Below are 21,259 nucleotides of genomic sequence, written 5' to 3'. Positions count from 1 at the left end.
GACCAAGCATGCGGGATCCGCTGTCCGTCCTCACCGACGCCTTCACGTCCTTCCTCTTCGGGAAGGTCGAGACGACCCGCCTGCCGGTCCGCACCTCCACCGGCCAGGCGCAGGCGGTCTACCTCCCGACCGCCGCGCCCGGCCTCGGCGACTCGGGCGTGATCATCGGCCGCGAGGTCTACTCCGGCAAGGGCTACATCTACGACCCCTTCCAGCTCTACGGCCAGCAGCTGCCCGCGCCCCACTGGCTGGTCCTGGGCGAGTCCGGCAACGGCAAGTCGGCGCTGGAGAAGACGTACGTCCTGCGGCAGCTGCGCTTCCGCGACCGCCAGGTCGTCGTCCTGGACGCCCAGGGCGAGGACGGCGCCGGCGAGTGGAACCTCATCGCGCAGGAGCTGGGGATAACTCCCATCCGGCTCGACCCGATGGCGGCCCTCGACCAGGGCATCCGCCTCAACCCCCTGGACCCGGCGATCACGACGACGGGCCAGCTGGCGCTGCTCCGCACGATCATCGAGGTCGCGATGGGCCACGGCCTGGACGAGCGCTCCGGCTTCGCCCTCAAGGTCGCGCACGCCTACGTCAACGAGACGATCGTCGAACGCCAGCCGATCCTCACGGACATCGTGGAGCAGCTACGGCACCCCGAGCCCGAGTCGGCCGAGGCGATGAACGTCGACATAGAGGACGTCCGCGCGTGGGGCCTGGATGTCGCCCTGGTCCTGGACCGCCTGGTCGACGGTGACCTGCGGGGCATGTTCGACGGCCCGACCACGGTCGGCATCGACCTGGACGCGCCGCTGATCGTCTTCGATTTGTCCCACATCGACCGCAACTCCATCGCCATGCCCATCCTCATGGCGATCGTCGGAGTTTGGCTGGAACACACCTGGATCCGCCCCGACCGCAAGAAGCGCATCTTCCTCGTGGAAGAGGCCTGGCACATCATCAACAGCCCCTTCGTGGCCCAGCTGTTCCAGCGCCTGCTGAAGTTCGGCCGCCGCCTCGGCCTGTCCTTCGTGGCGGTGGTCCACCACCTGTCCGACGTGGTGGACGGAGCGGCGGCGAAGGAAGCGGCCGCGATCCTGAAGATGGCGTCGACCCGCACGATCTACGCCCAGAAAGCGGACGAGGCGAGGGCGACGGGCCGTGTCCTGGGCCTCCCCCGCTGGGCGGTGGAGATCATCCCGTCCCTCACCCCCGGCATCGCCGTCTGGGACGTCAACGGCAATGTCCAGGTCGTCAAACACCTGGTCACCGAGACGGAACGCCCCCTGGTCTTCACCGACCGCGCGATGACGGAGTCCTCCGCCGACCTCAACGACGACGCCCTGCGCGCCGCCGAGCTGGAGGCGGAGGAACGGGCGGCGGCCTTCGTGGAACAGCACATGGGCGACTCCGAGTCGACGGTGGCGTAGGAAGGGCGGGCAGTGGTGAGACCGGACGACCGCCACCGGAGCGGACAGGGAGGCCAGGGAGGCGTCCCGGACGGGCTGTTGGTCGGCATACTCGCCTTCCTCCTCGGCACGACCCTGCTGGTCTGGACGGCCACGGGTCTCGCGGCCCTCTTCGCGCAGGGCGCCTGGCCCGAGGGCGTCACCTTCACCCGCACCCCTCTGGCCATGCGCCACCTCATCGGCCACCCCCAGGACATCCCCGGCGCCTGGCCCGACACCCCACCCGGCCAACTCTCCGGCTACGGCCTGGTCTGGGGCCTGTTCATCGGCCAACTGATGATCCTGGTCGTCCTCACGATCTTCGTGATGGGCACCCTGGCCCGCTGGAGAGCGGTGCGGGCGAGGACGCGGGCGGAGAGGCTGGCGGCCCGGGAACATCGCCCGGCGCCCCAGGACCAGCCCCACGAAGTACCGGCCCAGAGACCGGCACCCGAGCCGATGGTCGCGGCCCCGCCGCTGGATCCGCCCACGCAGCCGCAGCCGCCGACGGCGAGCAACCAGCCCGGGCTCCCCCTGCCCACCGAGCCACTTCGCGGGACGCCGACACCCGCCAAGCTGCCCACTTCCCTGTCCAAGGGTGAACGGGTGGGCGGGTGGGAAACACCCCGCGCCGAAGGCGCGATCCTCTACGCCCCCAGCGACACCCGCCACACCACCGCAACCCAGACCATCCGGGACGCGGAAGGCCCCACCCTCGTAGTCACCTCGAACCCAGCCATCTGGCAGGACACGAAAGACGCCCGAGCCAAACTCGGCCCGGTCCACGTCTACGACCCCACCCACCTCTGCGACACCCCGGCCCGCCTCCACTGGTCCCCCACCACCGGCTGCGAGACCAAGGAAACAGCGAAGGCCAGAGCACAGGCCCTCCTCGCCCCCATCCGCCCCACCGCAAAGATCGACCAGGCCGTCACCGACGTAGCCGAAACGCTCCTGCGCAGCTACCTCCACGCCGCCGCCATAGACGCCCGCACCATCCGCCACGTCCACCGCTGGTGCCAGGGCACCCAGATCCAGGACGCGGTACGAACCCTCCGCACCCACCCGAAGGCCACCCCGGGCGCCGCGGGCGAACTCGAGGCAGCCCTGACCGCCCACCCGGAACGCCGGGACATCGCCCAGGAACTGACGGCGAGAGCCCTCTCCGCCCTCTTCACCGTCAACATCCGCGAGGCATGCACTCCCAACCGAAATGATGCCCTCGCCTTGGATTCCTTCGTCGACGAAGGGGGAACGCTTTATGTGGTGGGTGAATCCATCGAGGACCCCAGGACCAACCCCGGCGCGATGCCCCTTCTGACGGCTCTCGCCTCCAGCGTGGTCGAGCGTGGCCGGCACATGGCCGAACGGTCATCCGCCGGTCGCCTCGACCCACCACTGACGCTCGTCCTGGACGACGTCGCGGCCGTGGCTCCGCTTCCCCAGCTCCCGGAGCTGCTGGCCACCGGAGCGGACCGGGGGCTACCGACCCTGGCCCTGCTCCGGTCCCGGGAACAGGCCCGCACCCGCTGGCCGGACGCCGAACTGCCCGTGTAGTCAGGGACGTTCGAGCACGAACTCCAGCTCGGACTGCCCAGGAGCCGCAGCGAGCGGCACGACCACTCCACTCGGCTCGAACCCGGCCTTGCGATAGAACCGCTGCGCCCGCCCGTTGTCCTCGTGCACGATCAGCCGCACCCGCTCGGCCCCGTGCGCCCACGCCCACTCCAGGGCGGCGTCGAACAGCACATCGGTGAGCCCACTGCCACGCTCCTCGGGCAGCACGAAGACCCCGACGAGGTGCCCCTGCTTCCGCTCCACCGGAAATCCCGCCCAGTCCACGGTCCCGGGCTCCTCCAACAGCACGGTCACGGTCCCGACCCACTGCCCGTCGGGCGCCTCGGCGATGATCGTCTGTACCTTGTCCGCCCCCTCGGCACCCTGGGCGGTCCGCTCCTTCCAGAAGGAGTCGGGCCGCGCGACGGCCTCCTCATAGGTCTCCAGGAAGGCGAGAGGCGCGACCGGATCCTGAAGAGCCGTAAGCCGCAACTCCTTCGCGGCAGGCCACTCGTGGGCACGGACGGACCGGATCACATAGCTCATAGAATTCAGCCTAAACGCAGAAAACCCCCGTTCCAAAAGGAACGGGGGTTTTCGCAAAGATTGTTCGGCGGTGTCCTACTCTCCCACAGGGTCCCCCCTGCAGTACCATCGGCGCTGTAAGGCTTAGCTTCCGGGTTCGGAATGTAACCGGGCGTTTCCCTCACGCTATGACCACCGAAACACTATGAAACTCAGACCGGAAAACACACAGTCGTTGCCTCAGAACTAACACAGTGGACGCGAGCAAATATGGACAAGCCCTCGGCCTATTAGTACCGGTCACCTCCAGCGGTTACCCGCCTTCCAGATCCGGCCTATCAACCCAGTCGTCTACTGGGAGCCTTAACCCCTCAAAGGGGGTGGGAATACTCATCTCGAAGCAGGCTTCCCGCTTAGATGCTTTCAGCGGTTATCCCTCCCGAACGTAGCCAACCAGCCATGCCCTTGGCAGAACAACTGGCACACCAGAGGTTCGTCCGTCCCGGTCCTCTCGTACTAGGGACAGCCCTTCTCAATATTCCTACGCGCGCAGCGGATAGGGACCGAACTGTCTCACGACGTTCTAAACCCAGCTCGCGTACCGCTTTAATGGGCGAACAGCCCAACCCTTGGGACCGACTCCAGCCCCAGGATGCGACGAGCCGACATCGAGGTGCCAAACCATCCCGTCGATATGGACTCTTGGGGAAGATCAGCCTGTTATCCCCGGGGTACCTTTTATCCGTTGAGCGACGGCGCTTCCACAAGCCACCGCCGGATCACTAGTCCCGACTTTCGTCCCTGCTCGACCCGTCGGTCTCACAGTCAAGCTCCCTTGTGCACTTACACTCAACACCTGATTACCAACCAGGCTGAGGGAACCTTTGGGCGCCTCCGTTACCCTTTAGGAGGCAACCGCCCCAGTTAAACTACCCATCAGACACTGTCCCTGATCCGGATCACGGACCCAGGTTAGACATCCAGCACGACCAGACTGGTATTTCAACGACGACTCACCGCGAACTGGCGTCCGCGTTTCAAAGTCTCCCAGCTATCCTACACAAGCCGAACCGAACACCAATATCAAACTGTAGTAAAGGTCCCGGGGTCTTTCCGTCCTGCTGCGCGAAACGAGCATCTTTACTCGTAGTGCAATTTCACCGGGCCTATGGTTGAGACAGTCGAGAAGTCGTTACGCCATTCGTGCAGGTCGGAACTTACCCGACAAGGAATTTCGCTACCTTAGGATGGTTATAGTTACCACCGCCGTTTACTGGCGCTTAAGTTCTCAGCTTCGCCACACCGAAATGTGACTAACCGGTCCCCTTAACGTTCCAGCACCGGGCAGGCGTCAGTCCGTATACATCGCCTTACGGCTTCGCACGGACCTGTGTTTTTAGTAAACAGTCGCTTCTCGCTGGTCTCTGCGGCCACCCCCAGCTCACCAAGTAAATTGGATCACCAGGTGTGGCCCCCTTCTCCCGAAGTTACGGGGGCATTTTGCCGAGTTCCTTAACCATAGTTCACCCGAACGCCTCGGTATTCTCTACCTGACCACCTGAGTCGGTTTAGGGTACGGGCCGCCATGAAACTCGCTAGAGGCTTTTCTCGACAGCATAGGATCATCCACTTCACCACAATCGGCTCGGCATCAGGTCTCAGCCTCATGTGCGACGGATTTGCCTATCGCACGGCCTACACCCTTACCCCGGGACAACCACCGCCCGGGATGGACTACCTTCCTGCGTCACCCCATCACTCACCTACTGCAAGTCTGGTTCGTCGGCTCCACCACTCCCCTTTGCCCGAAGGCTCCGGGGCGGCTTCACGGACTTAGCATCGCCTGGTTCGATGTTTGACGCTTCACAGCGGGTACCGGAATATCAACCGGTTATCCATCGACTACGCCTGTCGGCCTCGCCTTAGGTCCCGACTTACCCTGGGCAGATCAGCTTGACCCAGGAACCCTTAGTCAATCGGCGCACACGTTTCCCACGTGTGTATCGCTACTCATGCCTGCATTCTCACTCGTGAACCGTCCACCACTGCCTTCCGGCGCAGCTTCACCCGGCACACGACGCTCCCCTACCCATCACAGCCTCCGTTGGGAGTATTGCTGCAATGACACGACTTCGGCGGTACGCTTGAGCCCCGCTACATTGTCGGCGCGGAATCACTAGACCAGTGAGCTATTACGCACTCTTTCAAGGGTGGCTGCTTCTAAGCCAACCTCCTGGTTGTCTCTGCGACTCCACATCCTTTCCCACTTAGCGTACGCTTAGGGGCCTTAGTCGATGCTCTGGGCTGTTTCCCTCTCGACCATGGAGCTTATCCCCCACAGTCTCACTGCCGCGCTCTCACTTACCGGCATTCGGAGTTTGGCTAAGGTCAGTAACCCGGTAGGGCCCATCGCCTATCCAGTGCTCTACCTCCGGCAAGAAACACACGACGCTGCACCTAAATGCATTTCGGGGAGAACCAGCTATCACGGAGTTTGATTGGCCTTTCACCCCTAACCACAGGTCATCCCCCAGGTTTTCAACCCTGGTGGGTTCGGTCCTCCACGAAGTCTTACCTCCGCTTCAACCTGCCCATGGCTAGATCACTCCGCTTCGGGTCTTGAGCGTGCTACTGAAACGCCCTATTCGGACTCGCTTTCGCTACGGCTACCCCACCCGGGTTAACCTCGCAACACACCGCAAACTCGCAGGCTCATTCTTCAAAAGGCACGCAGTCACGAGATATGTGCAAGCACATATCCGACGCTCCCACGGCTTGTAGGCACACGGTTTCAGGTACTATTTCACTCCGCTCCCGCGGTACTTTTCACCATTCCCTCACGGTACTATCCGCTATCGGTCACCAGGGAATATTTAGGCTTAGCGGGTGGTCCCGCCAGATTCACACGGGATTTCTCGGGCCCCGTGCTACTTGGGTGTCTCTCAAACGAGCCGCTGACGTTTCGACTACGGGGGTCTTACCCTCTACGCCGGACCTTTCGCATGTCCTTCGCCTACATCAACGGTTTCTGACTCGTCCTGTCGCCGGCAGACGACAGAAGAGAGATCCCACAACCCCCACGACGCAACCCCTGCCGGGTCTCACACGTCGTAGGTTTGGCCTCATCCGGTTTCGCTCGCCACTACTCCCGGAATCACGGTTGTTTTCTCTTCCTGCGGGTACTGAGATGTTTCACTTCCCCGCGTTCCCTCCACACTGCCTATGTGTTCAGCAGCGGGTGACAGCCCATGACGACTGCCGGGTTTCCCCATTCGGAAACCCCCGGATCAAAGCCTGGTTGACGACTCCCCGGGGACTATCGTGGCCTCCCACGTCCTTCATCGGTTCCTGGTGCCAAGGCATCCACCGTGCGCCCTTAAAAACTTGGCCACAGATGCTCGCGTCCACTGTGCAGTTCTCAAACAACGACCAGCCACCCATCACCCCGGAGCTTCACTCCGAGTTCACTGGGGCCGGCATCACGAGGGGGTTCATTCCCTCAGACACCCAACAGCGTGCCCGACACACTCCCCGCTTCCCTCAACGTTCCACGCTCCGAAGAGCAGTACTAGAAGGAGAAGACGATCAAGTGTGCCGAATAATCAACGTTCCACCCATGAGCAACCACCGCAGAACGTTTGCCTGCGTAGTGGCCTCTGACCGAGCGAACCCGGTAAGAAGTGCTCCTTAGAAAGGAGGTGATCCAGCCGCACCTTCCGGTACGGCTACCTTGTTACGACTTCGTCCCAATCGCCAGTCCCACCTTCGACAGCTCCCTCCCACAAGGGGTTGGGCCACCGGCTTCGGGTGTTACCGACTTTCGTGACGTGACGGGCGGTGTGTACAAGGCCCGGGAACGTATTCACCGCAGCAATGCTGATCTGCGATTACTAGCAACTCCGACTTCATGGGGTCGAGTTGCAGACCCCAATCCGAACTGAGACAGGCTTTTTGAGATTCGCTCCACCTCACGGTATCGCAGCTCATTGTACCTGCCATTGTAGCACGTGTGCAGCCCAAGACATAAGGGGCATGATGACTTGACGTCGTCCCCACCTTCCTCCGAGTTGACCCCGGCGGTCTCCTGTGAGTCCCCGTCACCCCGAAGGGCACGCTGGCAACACAGGACAAGGGTTGCGCTCGTTGCGGGACTTAACCCAACATCTCACGACACGAGCTGACGACAGCCATGCACCACCTGTACACCGACCACAAGGGGGCGACCATCTCTGGCCGTTTCCGGTGTATGTCAAGCCTTGGTAAGGTTCTTCGCGTTGCGTCGAATTAAGCCACATGCTCCGCTGCTTGTGCGGGCCCCCGTCAATTCCTTTGAGTTTTAGCCTTGCGGCCGTACTCCCCAGGCGGGGAACTTAATGCGTTAGCTGCGGCACCGACGACGTGGAATGTCGCCAACACCTAGTTCCCACCGTTTACGGCGTGGACTACCAGGGTATCTAATCCTGTTCGCTCCCCACGCTTTCGCTCCTCAGCGTCAGTAATGGCCCAGAGATCCGCCTTCGCCACCGGTGTTCCTCCTGATATCTGCGCATTTCACCGCTACACCAGGAATTCCGATCTCCCCTACCACACTCTAGCCTGCCCGTATCGAATGCAGACCCGGGGTTAAGCCCCGGGCTTTCACACCCGACGTGACAAGCCGCCTACGAGCTCTTTACGCCCAATAATTCCGGACAACGCTTGCGCCCTACGTATTACCGCGGCTGCTGGCACGTAGTTAGCCGGCGCTTCTTCTGCAGGTACCGTCACTTTCGCTTCTTCCCTGCTGAAAGAGGTTTACAACCCGAAGGCCGTCATCCCTCACGCGGCGTCGCTGCATCAGGCTTGCGCCCATTGTGCAATATTCCCCACTGCTGCCTCCCGTAGGAGTCTGGGCCGTGTCTCAGTCCCAGTGTGGCCGGTCGCCCTCTCAGGCCGGCTACCCGTCGTCGCCTTGGTGAGCCGTTACCTCACCAACAAGCTGATAGGCCGCGGGCTCATCCTTCACCGCCGGAGCTTTCAACCCGCACAGATGCCCGTGCGAGTGGTATCCGGTATTAGACCCCGTTTCCAGGGCTTGTCCCAGAGTGAAGGGCAGATTGCCCACGTGTTACTCACCCGTTCGCCACTAATCCCCACCGAAGTGGTTCATCGTTCGACTTGCATGTGTTAAGCACGCCGCCAGCGTTCGTCCTGAGCCAGGATCAAACTCTCCGTGAATGTTTACCCGTAATCGGGTGCACACATCACGAGAGCGGAACAGCCACCGGAATGAGGCGGCTGTTCACAGCGTCCTCGCTGTGTTTTTTCAAAGGAACCTCGTCCCAGCCGAATGACTGGAGACGGGGTATCAACATATCTGGCGTTGATTTTTGGCACGCTGTTGAGTTCTCAAGGAACGGACGCTTCCTTTGTACTCACCCTTTCGGGCTTTCCTCCGGGCTTTTCCCTTCGGTCTTGCGTTTCCGACTCTATCAGACCGTTTCCGGTTCCGATTTCCTCGGTGCTTTCCAGGTTCCCGCTTTCGCGTTTCCCTTTCCGGCGATTCCGACTCTATCAGATCCTTTCGGGCCTGATCCCCGGTCAGCGGGGCTTGTCTTCCCGGCTGTTGGGCCGTTCCGACGTCTCAAACCTTAGCGGACTCTCGCTGTGGTCCCAAATCGAGGAGCCACACCCAAATCGAATTGAATTCGGGCACGCCGAATTCACCCCGGCTGGGAGATCGTTCTGATGGTTTGAGTGGCCGCTTTCGCGGCGGGAGGTGCTGCCGCAGAACCGTTACGGCCCCGTGGCAACCCGAAGAACTCTACGTATCGCCGAGGGGGCTGTCAAGCACCCTCTGTCAAGATCTTTTCAGTCGAGGTCGCTGAGCCGCCCGCCGGCGTCGGGCTGTGCGTGCTCCACCCTACGCAGCAGCCTGGTGAGGACATCCCCGAAGGTGTTGCGCTCCTCGGCGGAGAGGTCCTGGAGCAGGTCCTCCTCGAAGACCGTGGCGAGGCGCATCGCCTCCAGCCACTTCTCGCGGCCCTCGGCGGTCAGCTCCACAATCACGCGGACCCGGTTGGACTCGTCCCGCTCCCGGGTCACCAGTCCCTCGGTGAGCATGCGGTCGATCCGGTGGGTCATCGCGGCCGGCGTGAGGCCGAGCCGCTTGGCGAGATCGCTGGGACCCATCCGATAGGGGGCGCCGGAGAGCACGAGGGCCTTGAGGACCTCCCACTCGGCGTTGCTGATGCCGAGGGCGGCGGTCTGACGGCCGTACGCGACGTTCATACGGCGGTTGAGGCGTGAGAGCGCCGAGACGATCTGCTCGACCTGGGGGTCGAGGTCCTGGAACTCGCGCTGGTAGGCGGCGATCTGCTCTTCGAGCGTCGGCTCGGGGACGCCAGGGGGCTCGGCCATGTGGGCAGTATCGCACGCCCCTCCTTTGCCTTGAAGTCCTTCACTATGTACTCTTTAGCTTCGAACTTTAACTCTGAAGTCTTCACTCCTAACTAGTGAGAGAGGTGAACGTGACCAGGGCGATGGGCGCAGCGATGCGCCGGATCCACGTGGGCAACGCACTCAGCGCGTTCGGGCTCGGTTTCACCGTCCCGTATCTGTACGTCTATGTGGCGCAGGTGCGTGGGCTGGGAGCCATGACGGCGGGGCTGGTCCTCGCCGTCTTCGCCGTGGCGGCACTGGTCGTGCTGCCGTTCGCCGGACGGGCCATCGTCCGGCGCGGCCCGCTGCCGGTGTTGCTCGTCGCCCTGGTCACGGCCGCGATCGGTTCGCTGAGCCTCGGGATCGCGGGCAACGCCCCGGCCGTGTTGCTGTCGGCGGCCCTGCTCGGAGCCGGGCAGTCCGTGATGCAGCCGGCGCTGGCGACGATGATCGTGGACTGCTCCACGGCCGAGACCCGCTCACGCGCCTTCGCCACACAGTTCTTCCTTCAGAACCTCGGGCTCGGCGTCGGCGGTCTCATCGGCGGGCATCTCGTCGACACATCCAGCGCCGCTTCCTTCACTCTGCTGTTCGCGATCGAGGCGGCGATCTTCCTGCTGCTGGTGGTCGTGATGACGACCCTGCGACTGCCGCACTCGCCACGCATCGAGGACGCGCCGGGCCGGTCCGCCAAGGGCAGCTGGAAGCAGCTGCTCGGGAACCGGGCCATGGTGCAGCTGTGCGTGCTGGGCTTCGTGCTGTTCTTCGCCTGCTACGGACAGTTCGAGTCGGGCCTGAGCGCGTACGGCGTCGAGGCCGCCGGCATCTCCACCTCCGCGCTGGGGACGGCCCTGGCCGCGAACACCGCGATGATCGTGGTCGCGCAGTTCGCCGTGCTGCGGTTCGTGGAGCGGCGGAGGCGGTCCCGGGTGATCGCGGCGGTCGGCCTCATCTGGGCGGTCGCGTGGCTCACCGCGGGTTACGCGGGCCTCGGACACGGCAGCCAGGAGATGGCCACGGCCGCGTTCGTGTCGACGTACGCCCTGTTCGGTCTGGGTGAGGCGATGCTGTCCCCGACCGTCGCCCCGCTGGTCGCCGATCTGGCGCCGGAGGGCATGGCGGGCCAGTACAACTCGGCCTTCGCCCTGGTCAAGCAGCTCGCCCTGGCGGTCGGCCCGGCGGTGGGCGGCCCACTGGGAGCCTCGCTGCACGCGCCGTACATCGTGACGTTCCTGCTGTTCTCGCTGGGCATCACGTACCTGGCGATACGCCTGGGCAAGCAGCTGACCCCCGTACAGAACCAGCCGTCGCTGCGGAAGAGCCGCGTGGTGGCGCAGGGTGGGGCGCAGTCCGAGTCGATTGCCGCCTGACTGTAACCGGCCCAGGGGCGCGGGGCAGCGTCCATGTGCGGCTCCGCCGCGGGGCGCGATCAGCCACGGACAACCCGCACCCGGCATCGATCCGGCACCCCTACGGCGTGGCCCCCTTCGGCAGCACGAACTCGCACCAGACCGCCTTCCCGCCCCCGGGCGTTCGCCGAGACCCCCAGTTCGACGCGATGGTCGCCACGATCGCGATCCCACGTCCGGATTCGTCGCCCGGTTCGGCCCTCCGACGCCGGGGCAGGTGGTCGTCCCCGTCCGTCACCTCGACGATGAGCCGCCGGTCGGTACGGCGGAGCCGGAGCCGCATGGGCGGGGTGCCGTGCTGCAGGGAGTTCGCCACGAGTTCGCTCACCGCGAGCACGCCCAGGTCGTGCAGCTCCACCGGGAACCGCCAACTGGTGAGCACGCCGGAGGCGAACGCACGCGCGCGTGGGGCCGCCTCGACCCCGCCGAGGAGTTCGAGGCCGGCGTTGCGGAACAGCTCTCCCTCTGGACCCGTGTGGGCCGGGTGCTGGAGGACCATGACGGCGACGTCGTCGTCGTGTTCCGCGGTGACGCCGGCCGAGCGGACCAGGCGGTCGCAGATGACCTGCGGGGTGCCGGTGGCGCCGGCCAGGGCGCGTTCGAGGGCCGCGATGCCCTCGTCGAGGTCCTCGTTACGGCGTTCGACCAGGCCGTCGGTGTACAGCACGGCCGCGGAGCCGGGGCCGAGCGGGATCGAGCCGGACGCGTGCATCCAGCCGCCGGTGCCCAGGGGCGGGCCGGTGGGCTCGTCGGCGCGCAGAACGGTGCCGCTCTCGTCGCGGACCAGGATCGGCAGGTGGCCGGCCGAGGCGTAGACCAGCTTTCCCTCGTTCGGGTCGTGGATGGCGTACACGCAGGTGGCGATCTGGTTGGCGTCGATCTCCGTGGCGAGGCCGTCGAGGAGCTGGAGCACCTCGTGCGGGGGCAGGTCGAGACGGGCGTACGCCCGCACGGCCGTGCGCAGTTGGCCCATGACCGCTGCCGCGCGGACCCCGCGGCCCATGACGTCGCCGATGACGAGGGCGGTGCGGCCGCCGCCGAGGGTGATGACGTCGTACCAGTCGCCGCCGACCGCGGCCTCGGTGCCGCCGGGGTGGTAGGTGGCGGCGATGCGGAGGTCGTCCGGCTGTTCGAGTTCCTGGGGGAGCAGGCTGCGCTGGAGGGTGACGGCGGTCTCGCGCTGGCGGCGCTCGCTGGCTCTGAGGCGCTCGGCGGCCTCGGCGTGGTCGGTGACGTCGGTGGCGAAGACGAGCACACCGCCGTCGCCTTCGGTGACCGGGGTGCAGGTGAAGGTGTAGGAGCGGCCGTCGGGGGCCTTGCGGGACTTGACCGTGCGGGGCTTGCCGCTGCGCAGGACCTGGTCGAGGAGCGGGAGGAGGCCGATCTCGTCGAGCTCCGGGAGGGCTTCGCGGGCCGGTGCGCCCGGCGTGCGCAGTCCGAAGGCGACCACGTAGGCGTCGTTGACGTAGGCGAGGCGGTGGTCGGGGCCGTGGACGAGGGCGACGAGGGCGGGGACGCGGTCGAGGACCTCACGGACGGGGAGTTCGTCGACGCCGGGGACCGGCACGGTGAGTTGTTCGGCGCGGGCCGCGGGGACCGCGCCCTCGCTCAGCCGGTCCTCGGTGACCAGGTCGTCGGTCCGCGCTGCGGCGCGGCGCTGCGTTCCGGGGAGGCGGGCGCTCCAGCGCGTGAAGTTCACGAATCCTTGCCTCGTGTCGTCGTCTTCGGCGTCTTCGGGCCGGTTCCGGGCCCGGCCGGTGGGCTGGGGACGGCAGCCCGGGGGTGCAGCACGGTGGGAAGACCTCTTGGGTTCGAGGGGCGGGCGGCTGCCCGTCCGAGGACGGGCATCAGTGTGGCAGGGGGCCGACCGGGTCGACATTCGTCAGACGCCGGGGCGGTCCGTGGAGTTCCTCGGTCCGGTCAGGACGACCCCTTCGGGTCGTTCACAGGGTCATGAGGAGGCTTTCCACCGGCCGCGAGTTCGAACTCCGCCCGGGGATGTTCGAGTGAACCGAGAGAGACGATCTCCCGCTTGAAGAGCCCTGACAGGATCCATTCGGCGAGGACGCGGGCCTTGCGGTTGAAGGTGGGCACCCTGCTGAGGTGGTAGACGCGGTGCATGAACCAGGCAGGGTAGCCCTTCAGTTTGCGTCCGTAGACCTGCGCGACCCCCTTGTGGAGGCCCAGGGAGGCCACTGAACCGACGTACGCGTGCGCGTACGTCTCCAGCGGCTCGCCGCGCAGGGCGTGCACGATGTTGTCGCCGAGGACCTTGGCCTGGCGGACGGCGTGCTGGGCGTTGGGGGCGGTCTCCTTGCCGGGCTCGTCGGCGGTGACGTCGGGTACGGCGGCCGCGTCTCCGGCCGCCCACGCGTGCGTGACGCCCTCCACGGTCAGCTGGGGGGTGCACTTCAGGCGGCCTCGCTCGTTGAGCGGGAGGTCGGTGGCGGCGAGGAGCGGGCTGGGCTTGACGCCGGCCGTCCACACGACCGTACGCGTGGGGAAGCGGTTGCCGTCGCTGAGGACGGCAACGCGGTCCACGCAGGACTCCAGGCGGGTGTTGAGCCGGACGTCGATGTTGCGGCGGCGCAGTTCGCTGACCGTGTAGCGGCCCATCTCCTCGCCGACCTCGGGGAGGATGCGGCCGGTGGCCTCGACGAGGATCCACTTCATGTCCTCGGGACGGACGTTGTGGTAGTAGCGCGCGGTGTAGCGGGCCATGTCCTCCAGTTCGCCGAGTGCCTCCACGCCCGCGTAGCCGCCGCCGACGAACACGAAGGTGAGGGCCGCGTCGCGGATCGCGGGGTCGCGGGTGGAGGAGGCGATGTCCATCTGTTCGATCACGTGGTTGCGCAGGCCGATGGCCTCCTCGACCGTCTTGAACCCGATGCCGTGGTCGGCGAGTCCGGGGATCGGCAGGGTGCGGGCGATCGACCCGGGGGCGAGGACGAGTTCGTCGTACGGCAGCTGCTCGCCGCCGGTGCGCTCCTCCTCGGTGGCGAGGGTGGTCACGGAGGCGGTGCGCTTGGCGTGGTCGATCGCGGTGACCTCGCCGACGAGGACCCGGCAGCGGTCGAGGACGCGGCGCAGCGGTACGACGACATGACGTGGGGAGATCGATCCGGCGGCCGCTTCGGGGAGGAACGGCTGATAGGTCATGTACGGGTCGGGCGTGACGATGGTGATCTCGACTTCGGCCCGGTCGAGTTCCCGTTTCAGCTTCCGTTGCAGCCGCAGGGCCGTGTACATCCCGACGTAGCCACCGCCGACAACCAGAATGCGCGCACGTTCCTTCACCATCCCATGACGCACCCGCCGCTTGAGTTTGTCCACAGCCTCGACAATTTGTGTGACCGGAGTTCATCCGCGCGCCGGGTTGGCCGAATCCGCGGAGCGTGGGGAAGGTGCGCAGGTCAGTGGGTGTGCGCCGGGTGGTCGTAGGGGGTGCAATCGGCGCTTTTGCCACCCGTACTCCGATCGGGGGGCGCTCCGTGCGGAACCTGCCCCTTCTGAATTGACCCCCACTCAACTATGTTCGTGTGTCGACGGGGTGTAGGGGGATGCGCTCCGGGTCCGCGACGGGCGGACTCGCGAAACGGGCTTGTTCCGCACGCTCCGGCTTTCGATGGCGGGGAGAGTCTCCGGGGGGAGACGTCATTACCGGGGGAACATTTATGCACATTCAGGACTCTCATTGGTCTACCGCGTCCGCCATCGCACCCGGTGGCGGGGCGATGGGCGGCGCGATGGGCTCGGCGATGAGCGCGGCGGGCAACGGACGCGAGGGATCGCGTTCGACCCCGCTGCGCGTGGACGCACAGCGCAATCTGGAGCACGTACTGCGCGCGGCGCGCGAGGTCTTCGGCGAGCTGGGCTACGGCGCGCCGATGGAGGACGTGGCGCGGCGCGCCCGGGTGGGTGTCGGCACCGTGTACCGGCGCTTCCCGAGCAAGGACGTCCTGGTCCGGCGGATAGCCGAGGAGGAGACCTCCCGGCTGACCGACCAGGCGCGGGCGGCGCTCGGCCAGGAGGACGAGCCGTGGTCGGCGCTGTCGCGCTTCCTGCGCACGTCGGTCGCCTCGGGCGCCGGGCGGCTGCTGCCTCCGCAGGTGCTGCGGGTCGGGGTCGCCGACGAGGGCGACGGCTATGACGGGGCGCGGGTGCCGCAGCAGCGGACCACCCCGGGCTCCGGCGAGCTGCGGCTGGTTCCGGAGGAGAGCCCGCTGGTCTCCGGCGACGACGACGCCGGGGCGGCGGCGCTGCTGGAGGTCGTGGGCCAGCTCGTGGACCGCGCGCGGGCGGCAGGTGAGCTGCGGACCGACGTGTCGGTGTCGGACGTCCTGCTGGTGATCGCAACCGCGGCGCCCTCGCTGCCGGACGCGGCGCAGCAGGCGGCGGCCTCGGCACGGTTGCTGGACATCCTGCTGGAAGGTCTGCGGTCGCGGCCGGCGTGACCCGTCAAGGTGACGACGGGGTGCGGTCGGTTCGCCGGCCGCACTCCGGAACATTCCCGGCCATTTCCGGCGTGCTGCTCAACTCCCGCCGGTTCCGCGACAGTTGAGCATTCCCCGAACGAGTGAGAATTAGTACTGCACCGCCGGAAAACCCCACGGACGAGTGGTTGCGGCGCACTGCGCCCTACTGACTAAAAGTCGATATGGCACGCTGACCCGGTGTTCGGGACTGGTTGGGCCGGCGGCGGGGGCATTCCGCGATGAGCGTTGACGGGCGGAACGAGCCGCTGGGCGAGGGCGACGGGAACGCCGGTGGCACGCCACAGGTGCCGGGCCAGGGCGGCCGGGCGGGCATCCCGCAGGGCGGTATCCCGGCCCAGGGCGGCGAGCCCGTCGAGGGCAGCGTCCCGGCCCAGCGCGACCGGCGCGAGGACGGCAGCGTCCTGCCGCCGCCCCCGGAGCTGCCGCCGTCCGACGCCGACCTGATCGAACGGATGCGCTCCGGCGACGACACGGCCTACGAGGCGCTCTACCGGCGCCACGCGGACGCGGTCCGCCGCTACGCCCGCACCTGCTGCCGCGACGGCCACACCGCCGACGACCTCACCGCCGAGGTCTTCGCCCGCATGCTCCAGGCCGTGCGCCGCGGCCACGGCCCCGAGCACGCCGTGCGCGCCTATCTGCTCACCAGCGTCCGGCGCGTCGCCGCGGGCTGGACCAAGTCGGCCAAGCGCGAGCAGCTGGTCGACGACTTCGCGGTGTTCGCCGCCCAGGCCGCACGCTCGGCCGAGGTCTCCGACGACGACACCCTGGACCTCGGCGCCGACGTACGCGCGATGCACGAGGCCGAGCAGTCCATGGCCATGCAGGCCTTCCGGTCGCTGCCCGAGCGCTGGCAGGCCGTGCTGTGGCACACCGAGGTCGAGGACGAGTCCCCGAGCGAGGTCGCCACCCTCTTCGGACTCGACGCCAACGGCACGCGCGTGCTGGCCAGCCGCGCCCGCGAGGGCCTCAAGCAGGCCTACCTCCAGGCCCACGTCAGCGCGACCCTCGCCACCGACGAGGAGTGCGCCCGCTACGCCGACCGGCTCGGCGCCTATGCCCGCGGAAGCCTGCGCACCCGGGCCGAACGCGGTCTGCGCAAGCACCTGGAGGAGTGCGCCAAGTGCCGGCTGGCCGCGGGCCAGATCAAGGAAGTCGCCGGTGGTATCCCGGCCGTCGTACCGGTCGCGGTCATCGGCTGGTTCGGGGCCGCCGGGTACGCCAAGGCCATCGGGCTCATCGCGGGCGGTGCCGGGGCCGGAGCGGCCGGTGCCGCGGGCGCGGCGGCCGCGGCCGGCGGAGGCTCCTCGGGCGGGGCGGGCGCCGGTGGCGCCGCGGCCTCGGAGGGCCTCGGCGCCCCGGTGAAGGCCGGTATCGCGGCCGGTGTGGTCGCGGTGGCCGCCGCCGCGGTGGCGCTCGCGCTGATCGGCGACGACAGCCCGGCCAGGAAGCCGGACGCCAAGCCGCCCGCGTCCGCGCCGGTGGTCGAACCGGGCGAACCGACCCCCGCGCCGAGCGTGCCCGAGCCGGATCCCCCGCTGGTCCCCGTCGGGGCCGCGGCCACCCGCACCCCGGCGCGCGTCACCTCACCCGCGCCGACCCCGAAGACCACGCCCACGCTCGCGCCCACCCCCGCCCCGAAGCCGACACCTACGCCCACACCGGCACCGAAGCCCCCTCCCACCCCGACCCCCACCCCCACCCCCACCCCCACCCCGACGCCCGTTCCCCCGCCGCCACCGGCCGTCTACCAGTGGAGCGAGCTGGCCTACGACGTCTCCGGCGACGGCAGCGCGCCCGAGATGCGGATCGGCGAGAGCAGCTGGGTGTGGCAGCGCTACGGCGTCTCGATCGACGACAGCCGGTACCGCCACGGCGTGACCGTGCACGGCCGGTCCTCCGTCACGATCGATCTCAACCGCGCGTGTTCGTCGTACGACGCGAGGGTGGGCGTCGACGACATGACGCTGGGCCTCGGCAAGGTCTACTTCTCCGTCTACGCCGACGGGGTCCGGCTGTGGAAGTCCGGACTGGTCGCGGGCGGGGACGCGGCCGTGCCCGTCCATGTGAACCTCGCCGGGCGCGCGACCGTACGGCTGGTGGTCGAGCCGCACAGCCACCTCGACGACCTCATGCTCGCGGACTGGGCCGAGTCGAGGTTCAGCTGCTCCTAGCGCGCCGCGCCGTCAGCGCCTCGTCGAGTTGGGCCAGGACCTCGGCCGGGGTGAGGCCCGCGCCCCGGGTGTGTTCCGTCGCGTAGCGCGCAGGTCCCAGGCCGGTGCGGGCGGCGGTCTCGGCACGCTCCGCCACCACGCGTTCGGGGTGCGGACGCGGATCGCCGCCGCGCCGGCGCTCGGCGGCGGCGAGCAGCCGGACCGCGCGCGGGAGGTCGCCGAGGTCGCAGAGCAGGGCCGCCCCGCCGTCCAGGAGCGTGGCGACCACCGCGTCGGCGCACCGCTTGTCGATCGCCTCGCGGACGGTGTCGGCCAGCAGCGGCAATCCGTGCTCCGGGCCCGACTCCTCGGCCGTCACCATCGCGTCGACCGCGTTCAGCATCACCGTGAACTGGGGCGGCGGCGCCACCTGGCCCAGCTCCGCGCGGACCTCGTCCACCAGTGCACGCGCGCGGGCGGGGTCCTTGTCGTCCAGGGCCATTTGGGCCCGCAGCAGCCGCACGAACGCCCGGGTCTCCGGGACGCCGTACCGGTCGCCGGCCTCGCTCGCCTCCTCCAGGGTGGTCAGCGCGGTCGTACGCTCGCCCGTGCGGTACGCGACCTCGGCGAGCCGGGCGATGAGGAACGGGGTCTCGGCGTACGCCCCCACCTCGTAGGCGAGCTGGAGCGCCGTCTCGTACGCCTCCTTGGCCGCCGCCGGGCGGCCCCGGGCCATGGCCGCCTCGCCGGCCGCGCTGTTGACCTGGGCGCGCAGCCAGCGGTCGCCCACGCGGCGGCTGAGCGTGCGCAGCTCCTCCAGATCCCTGTCCACGCCGGCCATGCCGCCCGGGGAGTCGACGATCATGTGCGTGCGGAACATCAGGGACACCGCCACGGACCAGTCGTCGCCGTGCGCCCGGCAGTTGGCCACGGCGGCGTCCATGAGGGGGCGGATGTCCTGGGAGTCCCCGAGCATGACGCCCACCAGGGGCCAGATCATGCCGGGCAGGCGGGCCGCGTCGGGTCCGCCCCGCTGGAAGTGGTCGCGCACGAGGGTGGCGTAGCGGTGCAGGCGCGGGTCCTGGCGGCTGTCGATGGGCTCGGTCTCGGCCCTGAGGAAGAGGTGCAGCATGCGGAGGTTCATCCGGACGGGGGTCTCCTCGCGCGGAGCGGCGAGGAAGGCCTCGGCGGGGTCCTCGGTCCCCGTCCCCTCGGTCCCCGCTCCCTCCGGAGCGGTCCCCAGGCCCAGCACCCGGGTCACCCAGGACACGCCCTCCCGACGGTAGTTGCGCAGCCACCAGAACCAGCCCATGGCGAGGACCAGGGCCGAGGCCTCCGGCTCCTCGCCCGCCGTGATCGCCCGGTCCAGGGCGGCGCGGATGTTGTCGAGTTCGGTCTCCAGGCGGGCGATCCAGGGGAGCTGGTCGGCGGACCGCAGTCGGGGTTCGGCCTCCTCGACCAGCGCGCGCACCCACGCGCGGTGCCGGAGCTCGGCGGCGGCACGCAGCGCGGGGGACTCGGCGGCGCGCTCGACGGCGTACTCGTGGATGGTCTCGAGGAGGCGGTAGCGCATGCCGTGGGAGCCGTCCCGCCCCCACGGGACCGCCACGACCAGGGACTTGTCCACGAGCGCCCCGAGGAGCTCGGCGGCCGGCCCGCCGCACACCGCCTCCGCGGCCTCCAGATCCCAGCCGCCCGCGAAGACGGACACCTCGCGCAGGAACGTCCGCTCCCGCTCGTCCAGCAGGTCCCAGGACCAGTCGACGACGGCCCTCAGGGTCTGCTGGCGGGGCAGGACGGTACGGCTGCCGGAGGTGAGCAGCCGGAAGCGGTCGTCGAGCCGGTCGGCGATCTGGCGTGGCGTCAGCATGCGCAGCCGGGCGGCGGCGAGCTCGATACCGAGCGGCAACCCGTCCAGCCGCCGGCAGATCTCGGCGACCGACTCCTTGTCCGCGAGCACTCCGGCCGCGTCGGGACGGACGGCGGCGGCACGCTCGGCGAAGAGGCGGCTCGCCTGGTCGGGGAGGAGGGGCTCGACCGGCCGCACCGACTCCCCCGGCACGCCCAGGGGTTCGCGGCTGGTGGCGAGGACGGTGAGCCCCGGGCAGCGGGTGAGGAGGGTCTCCGCGAGGTGGGCCGCCGCCTCGATGACATGTTCGCAGTTGTCAAGGATCAGGAGCTGGCTGCGCGGGGCGCAGTACTCGACGAGCAGGGCGAGCGGGTCGTCCTGCGGGGCCGTCAGCTCGGTGGTCATGAGCACGGTCTCGCGCAGACCGAGCGCGCTGACCACCGCGCCGGGCACCGCCTCCGGCCGGTCGAGCGGGGCGAGCTCGACCAGCCACGCCTGCGGGAGCCCGGCGGCGGCTTCCTCGGCGAGACGGGTCTTTCCGGATCCGCCCGGTCCGGTGAGGGTGACGAGGCGGGCCCTGTGCAATGCGGAACGGATGGCGTCGAGCTCGGGTTCCCGCCCCACGAAAGAGGTAAGCCGCGGACGGATGTTGCCGCCGGGCTCGGCAGGACGGCTGCGCGGGGCCGCCAGCAGCTCGCCGTGCAGGGCCCGCAGCTCCGGACCCGGGTCGGTTCCGAGGCCCTCGGCAAGCGTGCGGCGGGCGGTCTCGTAGGCGGCGACGGCGTCGGCGCCCCGGCCGCTGTCGCGCAGGGCGCGGATCAGCAGGACGTACAGGGACTCGTCGTACGGGTGCGCCCCGCTCAGCTCCGTCAACTCCGGTACGACGTCCTGGGCCCGGCCGAGCAGCAGATCCGCCTCGATCCTGGCCCGGGTGGCCTCCATCCGCAGGGCCTCCGGCCGGGTCGCCGCGGTGCGGTCGGGAAGGTCGGCGAGGGCGGGACCGCGCCACAGGGCGAGGGCGGTGGTGAGCTTCTGTGAGGCGGTACGTGGATCACCGTGGGCCAGGGCGTCCGTGCCCTCCCGCACGAGCCGTTCAAACACATGCAGGTCCACGTCATCGACACCGGCGGCCAGCCGATAACCCCCCGGCCCGGACAGCACCACATCCTTGCCGACGACCCGCCGAAGCCGCCCGACGAGAGCCTGCAGAGCGGCCGGAGCGTCCTGGGGCGGCGCCCCCGCCCACACCTCATCGACCAGGCTCTCCGGACTCACGACCCGCCCGGCACGCAGAGCGAGCGCAGCGAGCAGCGCGCGAACGCGGGGGCCACCGAGGGGCACGACAGCACCGCCGTCGTCCGTGGCTTGGGTGACACCCAGAATCCTGTACCGCACGGGCCTATTGTCGCGGGGT

At 68.1% G+C, this 21,259-nt stretch carries 10 protein-coding genes and 3 rRNA genes; 5 read left to right on the top strand and 8 right to left on the bottom strand.

Features of this window, described 5'->3' with window-relative positions; genetic code table 11:
- Positions 1 to 8: 8 nt before the first annotated feature.
- A complete protein-coding gene (locus tag OHN19_RS22705) occupies positions 9 to 1,418 on the top strand; it encodes an ATP-binding protein (RefSeq protein ID WP_330265939.1) in 1,410 nt (469 codons plus the stop codon).
- A gap of 15 nt (positions 1,419 to 1,433) precedes the next feature.
- Complete coding sequence (locus OHN19_RS22700) at positions 1,434 to 2,993, top strand: type IV secretory system conjugative DNA transfer family protein (RefSeq protein ID WP_330269681.1); 1,560 nt, start codon at positions 1,434 to 1,436, stop codon at positions 2,991 to 2,993.
- Here OHN19_RS22700 and OHN19_RS22695 read toward each other — a convergent pair whose 3' ends face one another.
- The 5 genes from OHN19_RS22695 to OHN19_RS22675 all read right to left on the bottom strand — a co-directional run bounded on the left by OHN19_RS22695 (position 2,994) and on the right by OHN19_RS22675 (position 9,917).
- Complete coding sequence (locus tag OHN19_RS22695; protein WP_330265938.1) at positions 2,994 to 3,539, bottom strand: GNAT family N-acetyltransferase; 546 nt, start codon at positions 3,537 to 3,539, stop codon at positions 2,994 to 2,996.
- 62 nt (positions 3,540 to 3,601) lie between these two features.
- Positions 3,602 to 3,718: ribosomal RNA gene (gene rrf, locus OHN19_RS22690) — 5S ribosomal RNA — on the bottom strand.
- Positions 3,719 to 3,788: 70 nt separating this feature from the next.
- Positions 3,789 to 6,908: ribosomal RNA gene (locus tag OHN19_RS22685) — 23S ribosomal RNA — on the bottom strand.
- 301 nt (positions 6,909 to 7,209) lie between these two features.
- A 16S ribosomal RNA gene (locus tag OHN19_RS22680) occupies positions 7,210 to 8,735 on the bottom strand.
- Together the 16S, 23S and 5S rRNA genes form the textbook arrangement of a ribosomal RNA operon.
- A gap of 633 nt (positions 8,736 to 9,368) precedes the next feature.
- Positions 9,369 to 9,917, bottom strand: a complete 549-nt coding sequence (locus OHN19_RS22675; protein ID WP_330265937.1) for a MarR family transcriptional regulator — start codon at positions 9,915 to 9,917, stop codon at positions 9,369 to 9,371.
- Positions 9,918 to 10,039: 122 nt separating this feature from the next.
- Between OHN19_RS22675 and OHN19_RS22670 the strand changes: the two genes are divergently transcribed.
- Positions 10,040 to 11,308 carry an MFS transporter gene (locus OHN19_RS22670; RefSeq protein ID WP_330269680.1) on the top strand — a complete coding sequence of 423 codons (1,269 nt, stop codon included), beginning with the start codon at positions 10,040 to 10,042 and terminating at the stop codon, positions 11,306 to 11,308.
- A gap of 100 nt (positions 11,309 to 11,408) precedes the next feature.
- Here OHN19_RS22670 and OHN19_RS22665 read toward each other — a convergent pair whose 3' ends face one another.
- Positions 11,409 to 13,046, bottom strand: coding sequence for an ATP-binding SpoIIE family protein phosphatase (locus tag OHN19_RS22665; RefSeq protein WP_330265936.1), 1,638 nt, complete (start codon positions 13,044 to 13,046; stop codon positions 11,409 to 11,411).
- Between the two features lie 221 nt (positions 13,047 to 13,267).
- Positions 13,268 to 14,647 carry an NAD(P)/FAD-dependent oxidoreductase gene (locus tag OHN19_RS22660; protein ID WP_330265935.1) on the bottom strand — a complete coding sequence of 460 codons (1,380 nt, stop codon included), beginning with the start codon at positions 14,645 to 14,647 and terminating at the stop codon, positions 13,268 to 13,270.
- 374 nt (positions 14,648 to 15,021) lie between these two features.
- On the opposite strand from OHN19_RS22660, the gene OHN19_RS22655 reads away from it, so the two are divergent.
- Entirely contained in the window at positions 15,022 to 15,801 is a 780-nt protein-coding gene (locus OHN19_RS22655; protein ID WP_330265934.1) for a helix-turn-helix domain-containing protein, read from the top strand.
- A 260-nt stretch (positions 15,802 to 16,061) separates the two neighbouring features.
- Positions 16,062 to 18,017 (top strand): sigma-70 family RNA polymerase sigma factor, encoded by a 1,956-nt coding sequence (locus tag OHN19_RS22650; protein ID WP_330265933.1) that lies wholly within the window; start codon positions 16,062 to 16,064, stop codon positions 18,015 to 18,017.
- On the opposite strand, the gene OHN19_RS22645 is transcribed toward OHN19_RS22650, so the two are convergent.
- Entirely contained in the window at positions 18,004 to 21,240 is a 3,237-nt protein-coding gene (locus OHN19_RS22645; protein WP_330265932.1) for a BTAD domain-containing putative transcriptional regulator, read from the bottom strand. The genes OHN19_RS22650 and OHN19_RS22645 overlap by 14 nt on opposite strands.
- Positions 21,241 to 21,259 lie beyond the last annotated feature (19 nt).

The organism is Streptomyces griseorubiginosus, assembly GCF_036345115.1.
Classification (GTDB): Bacteria; Actinomycetota; Actinomycetes; order Streptomycetales; family Streptomycetaceae; genus Streptomyces; species Streptomyces griseorubiginosus_C.
This window is presented reverse-complemented; position numbering and strand designations above follow the sequence as displayed.

Excerpts from the sequence above, each read along its gene's own strand:
- OHN19_RS22705 (WP_330265939.1), top strand. The coding sequence starts at position 9 with ATGCGGGATCCGCTGTCCGTCCTCACCGACGCCTTCACGTCCTTCCTC.
- OHN19_RS22695 (WP_330265938.1), bottom strand. The coding sequence starts at position 3,539 with ATGAGCTATGTGATCCGGTCCGTCCGTGCCCACGAGTGGCCTGCCGCG.
- OHN19_RS22675 (WP_330265937.1), bottom strand. The coding sequence starts at position 9,917 with ATGGCCGAGCCCCCTGGCGTCCCCGAGCCGACGCTCGAAGAGCAGATC.
- OHN19_RS22670 (WP_330269680.1), top strand. The coding sequence starts at position 10,040 with ATGGGCGCAGCGATGCGCCGGATCCACGTGGGCAACGCACTCAGCGCG.
- OHN19_RS22660 (WP_330265935.1), bottom strand. The coding sequence starts at position 14,647 with ATGGTGAAGGAACGTGCGCGCATTCTGGTTGTCGGCGGTGGCTACGTC.
- OHN19_RS22655 (WP_330265934.1), top strand. The coding sequence starts at position 15,022 with ATGCACATTCAGGACTCTCATTGGTCTACCGCGTCCGCCATCGCACCC.
- OHN19_RS22650 (WP_330265933.1), top strand. The coding sequence starts at position 16,062 with ATGAGCGTTGACGGGCGGAACGAGCCGCTGGGCGAGGGCGACGGGAAC.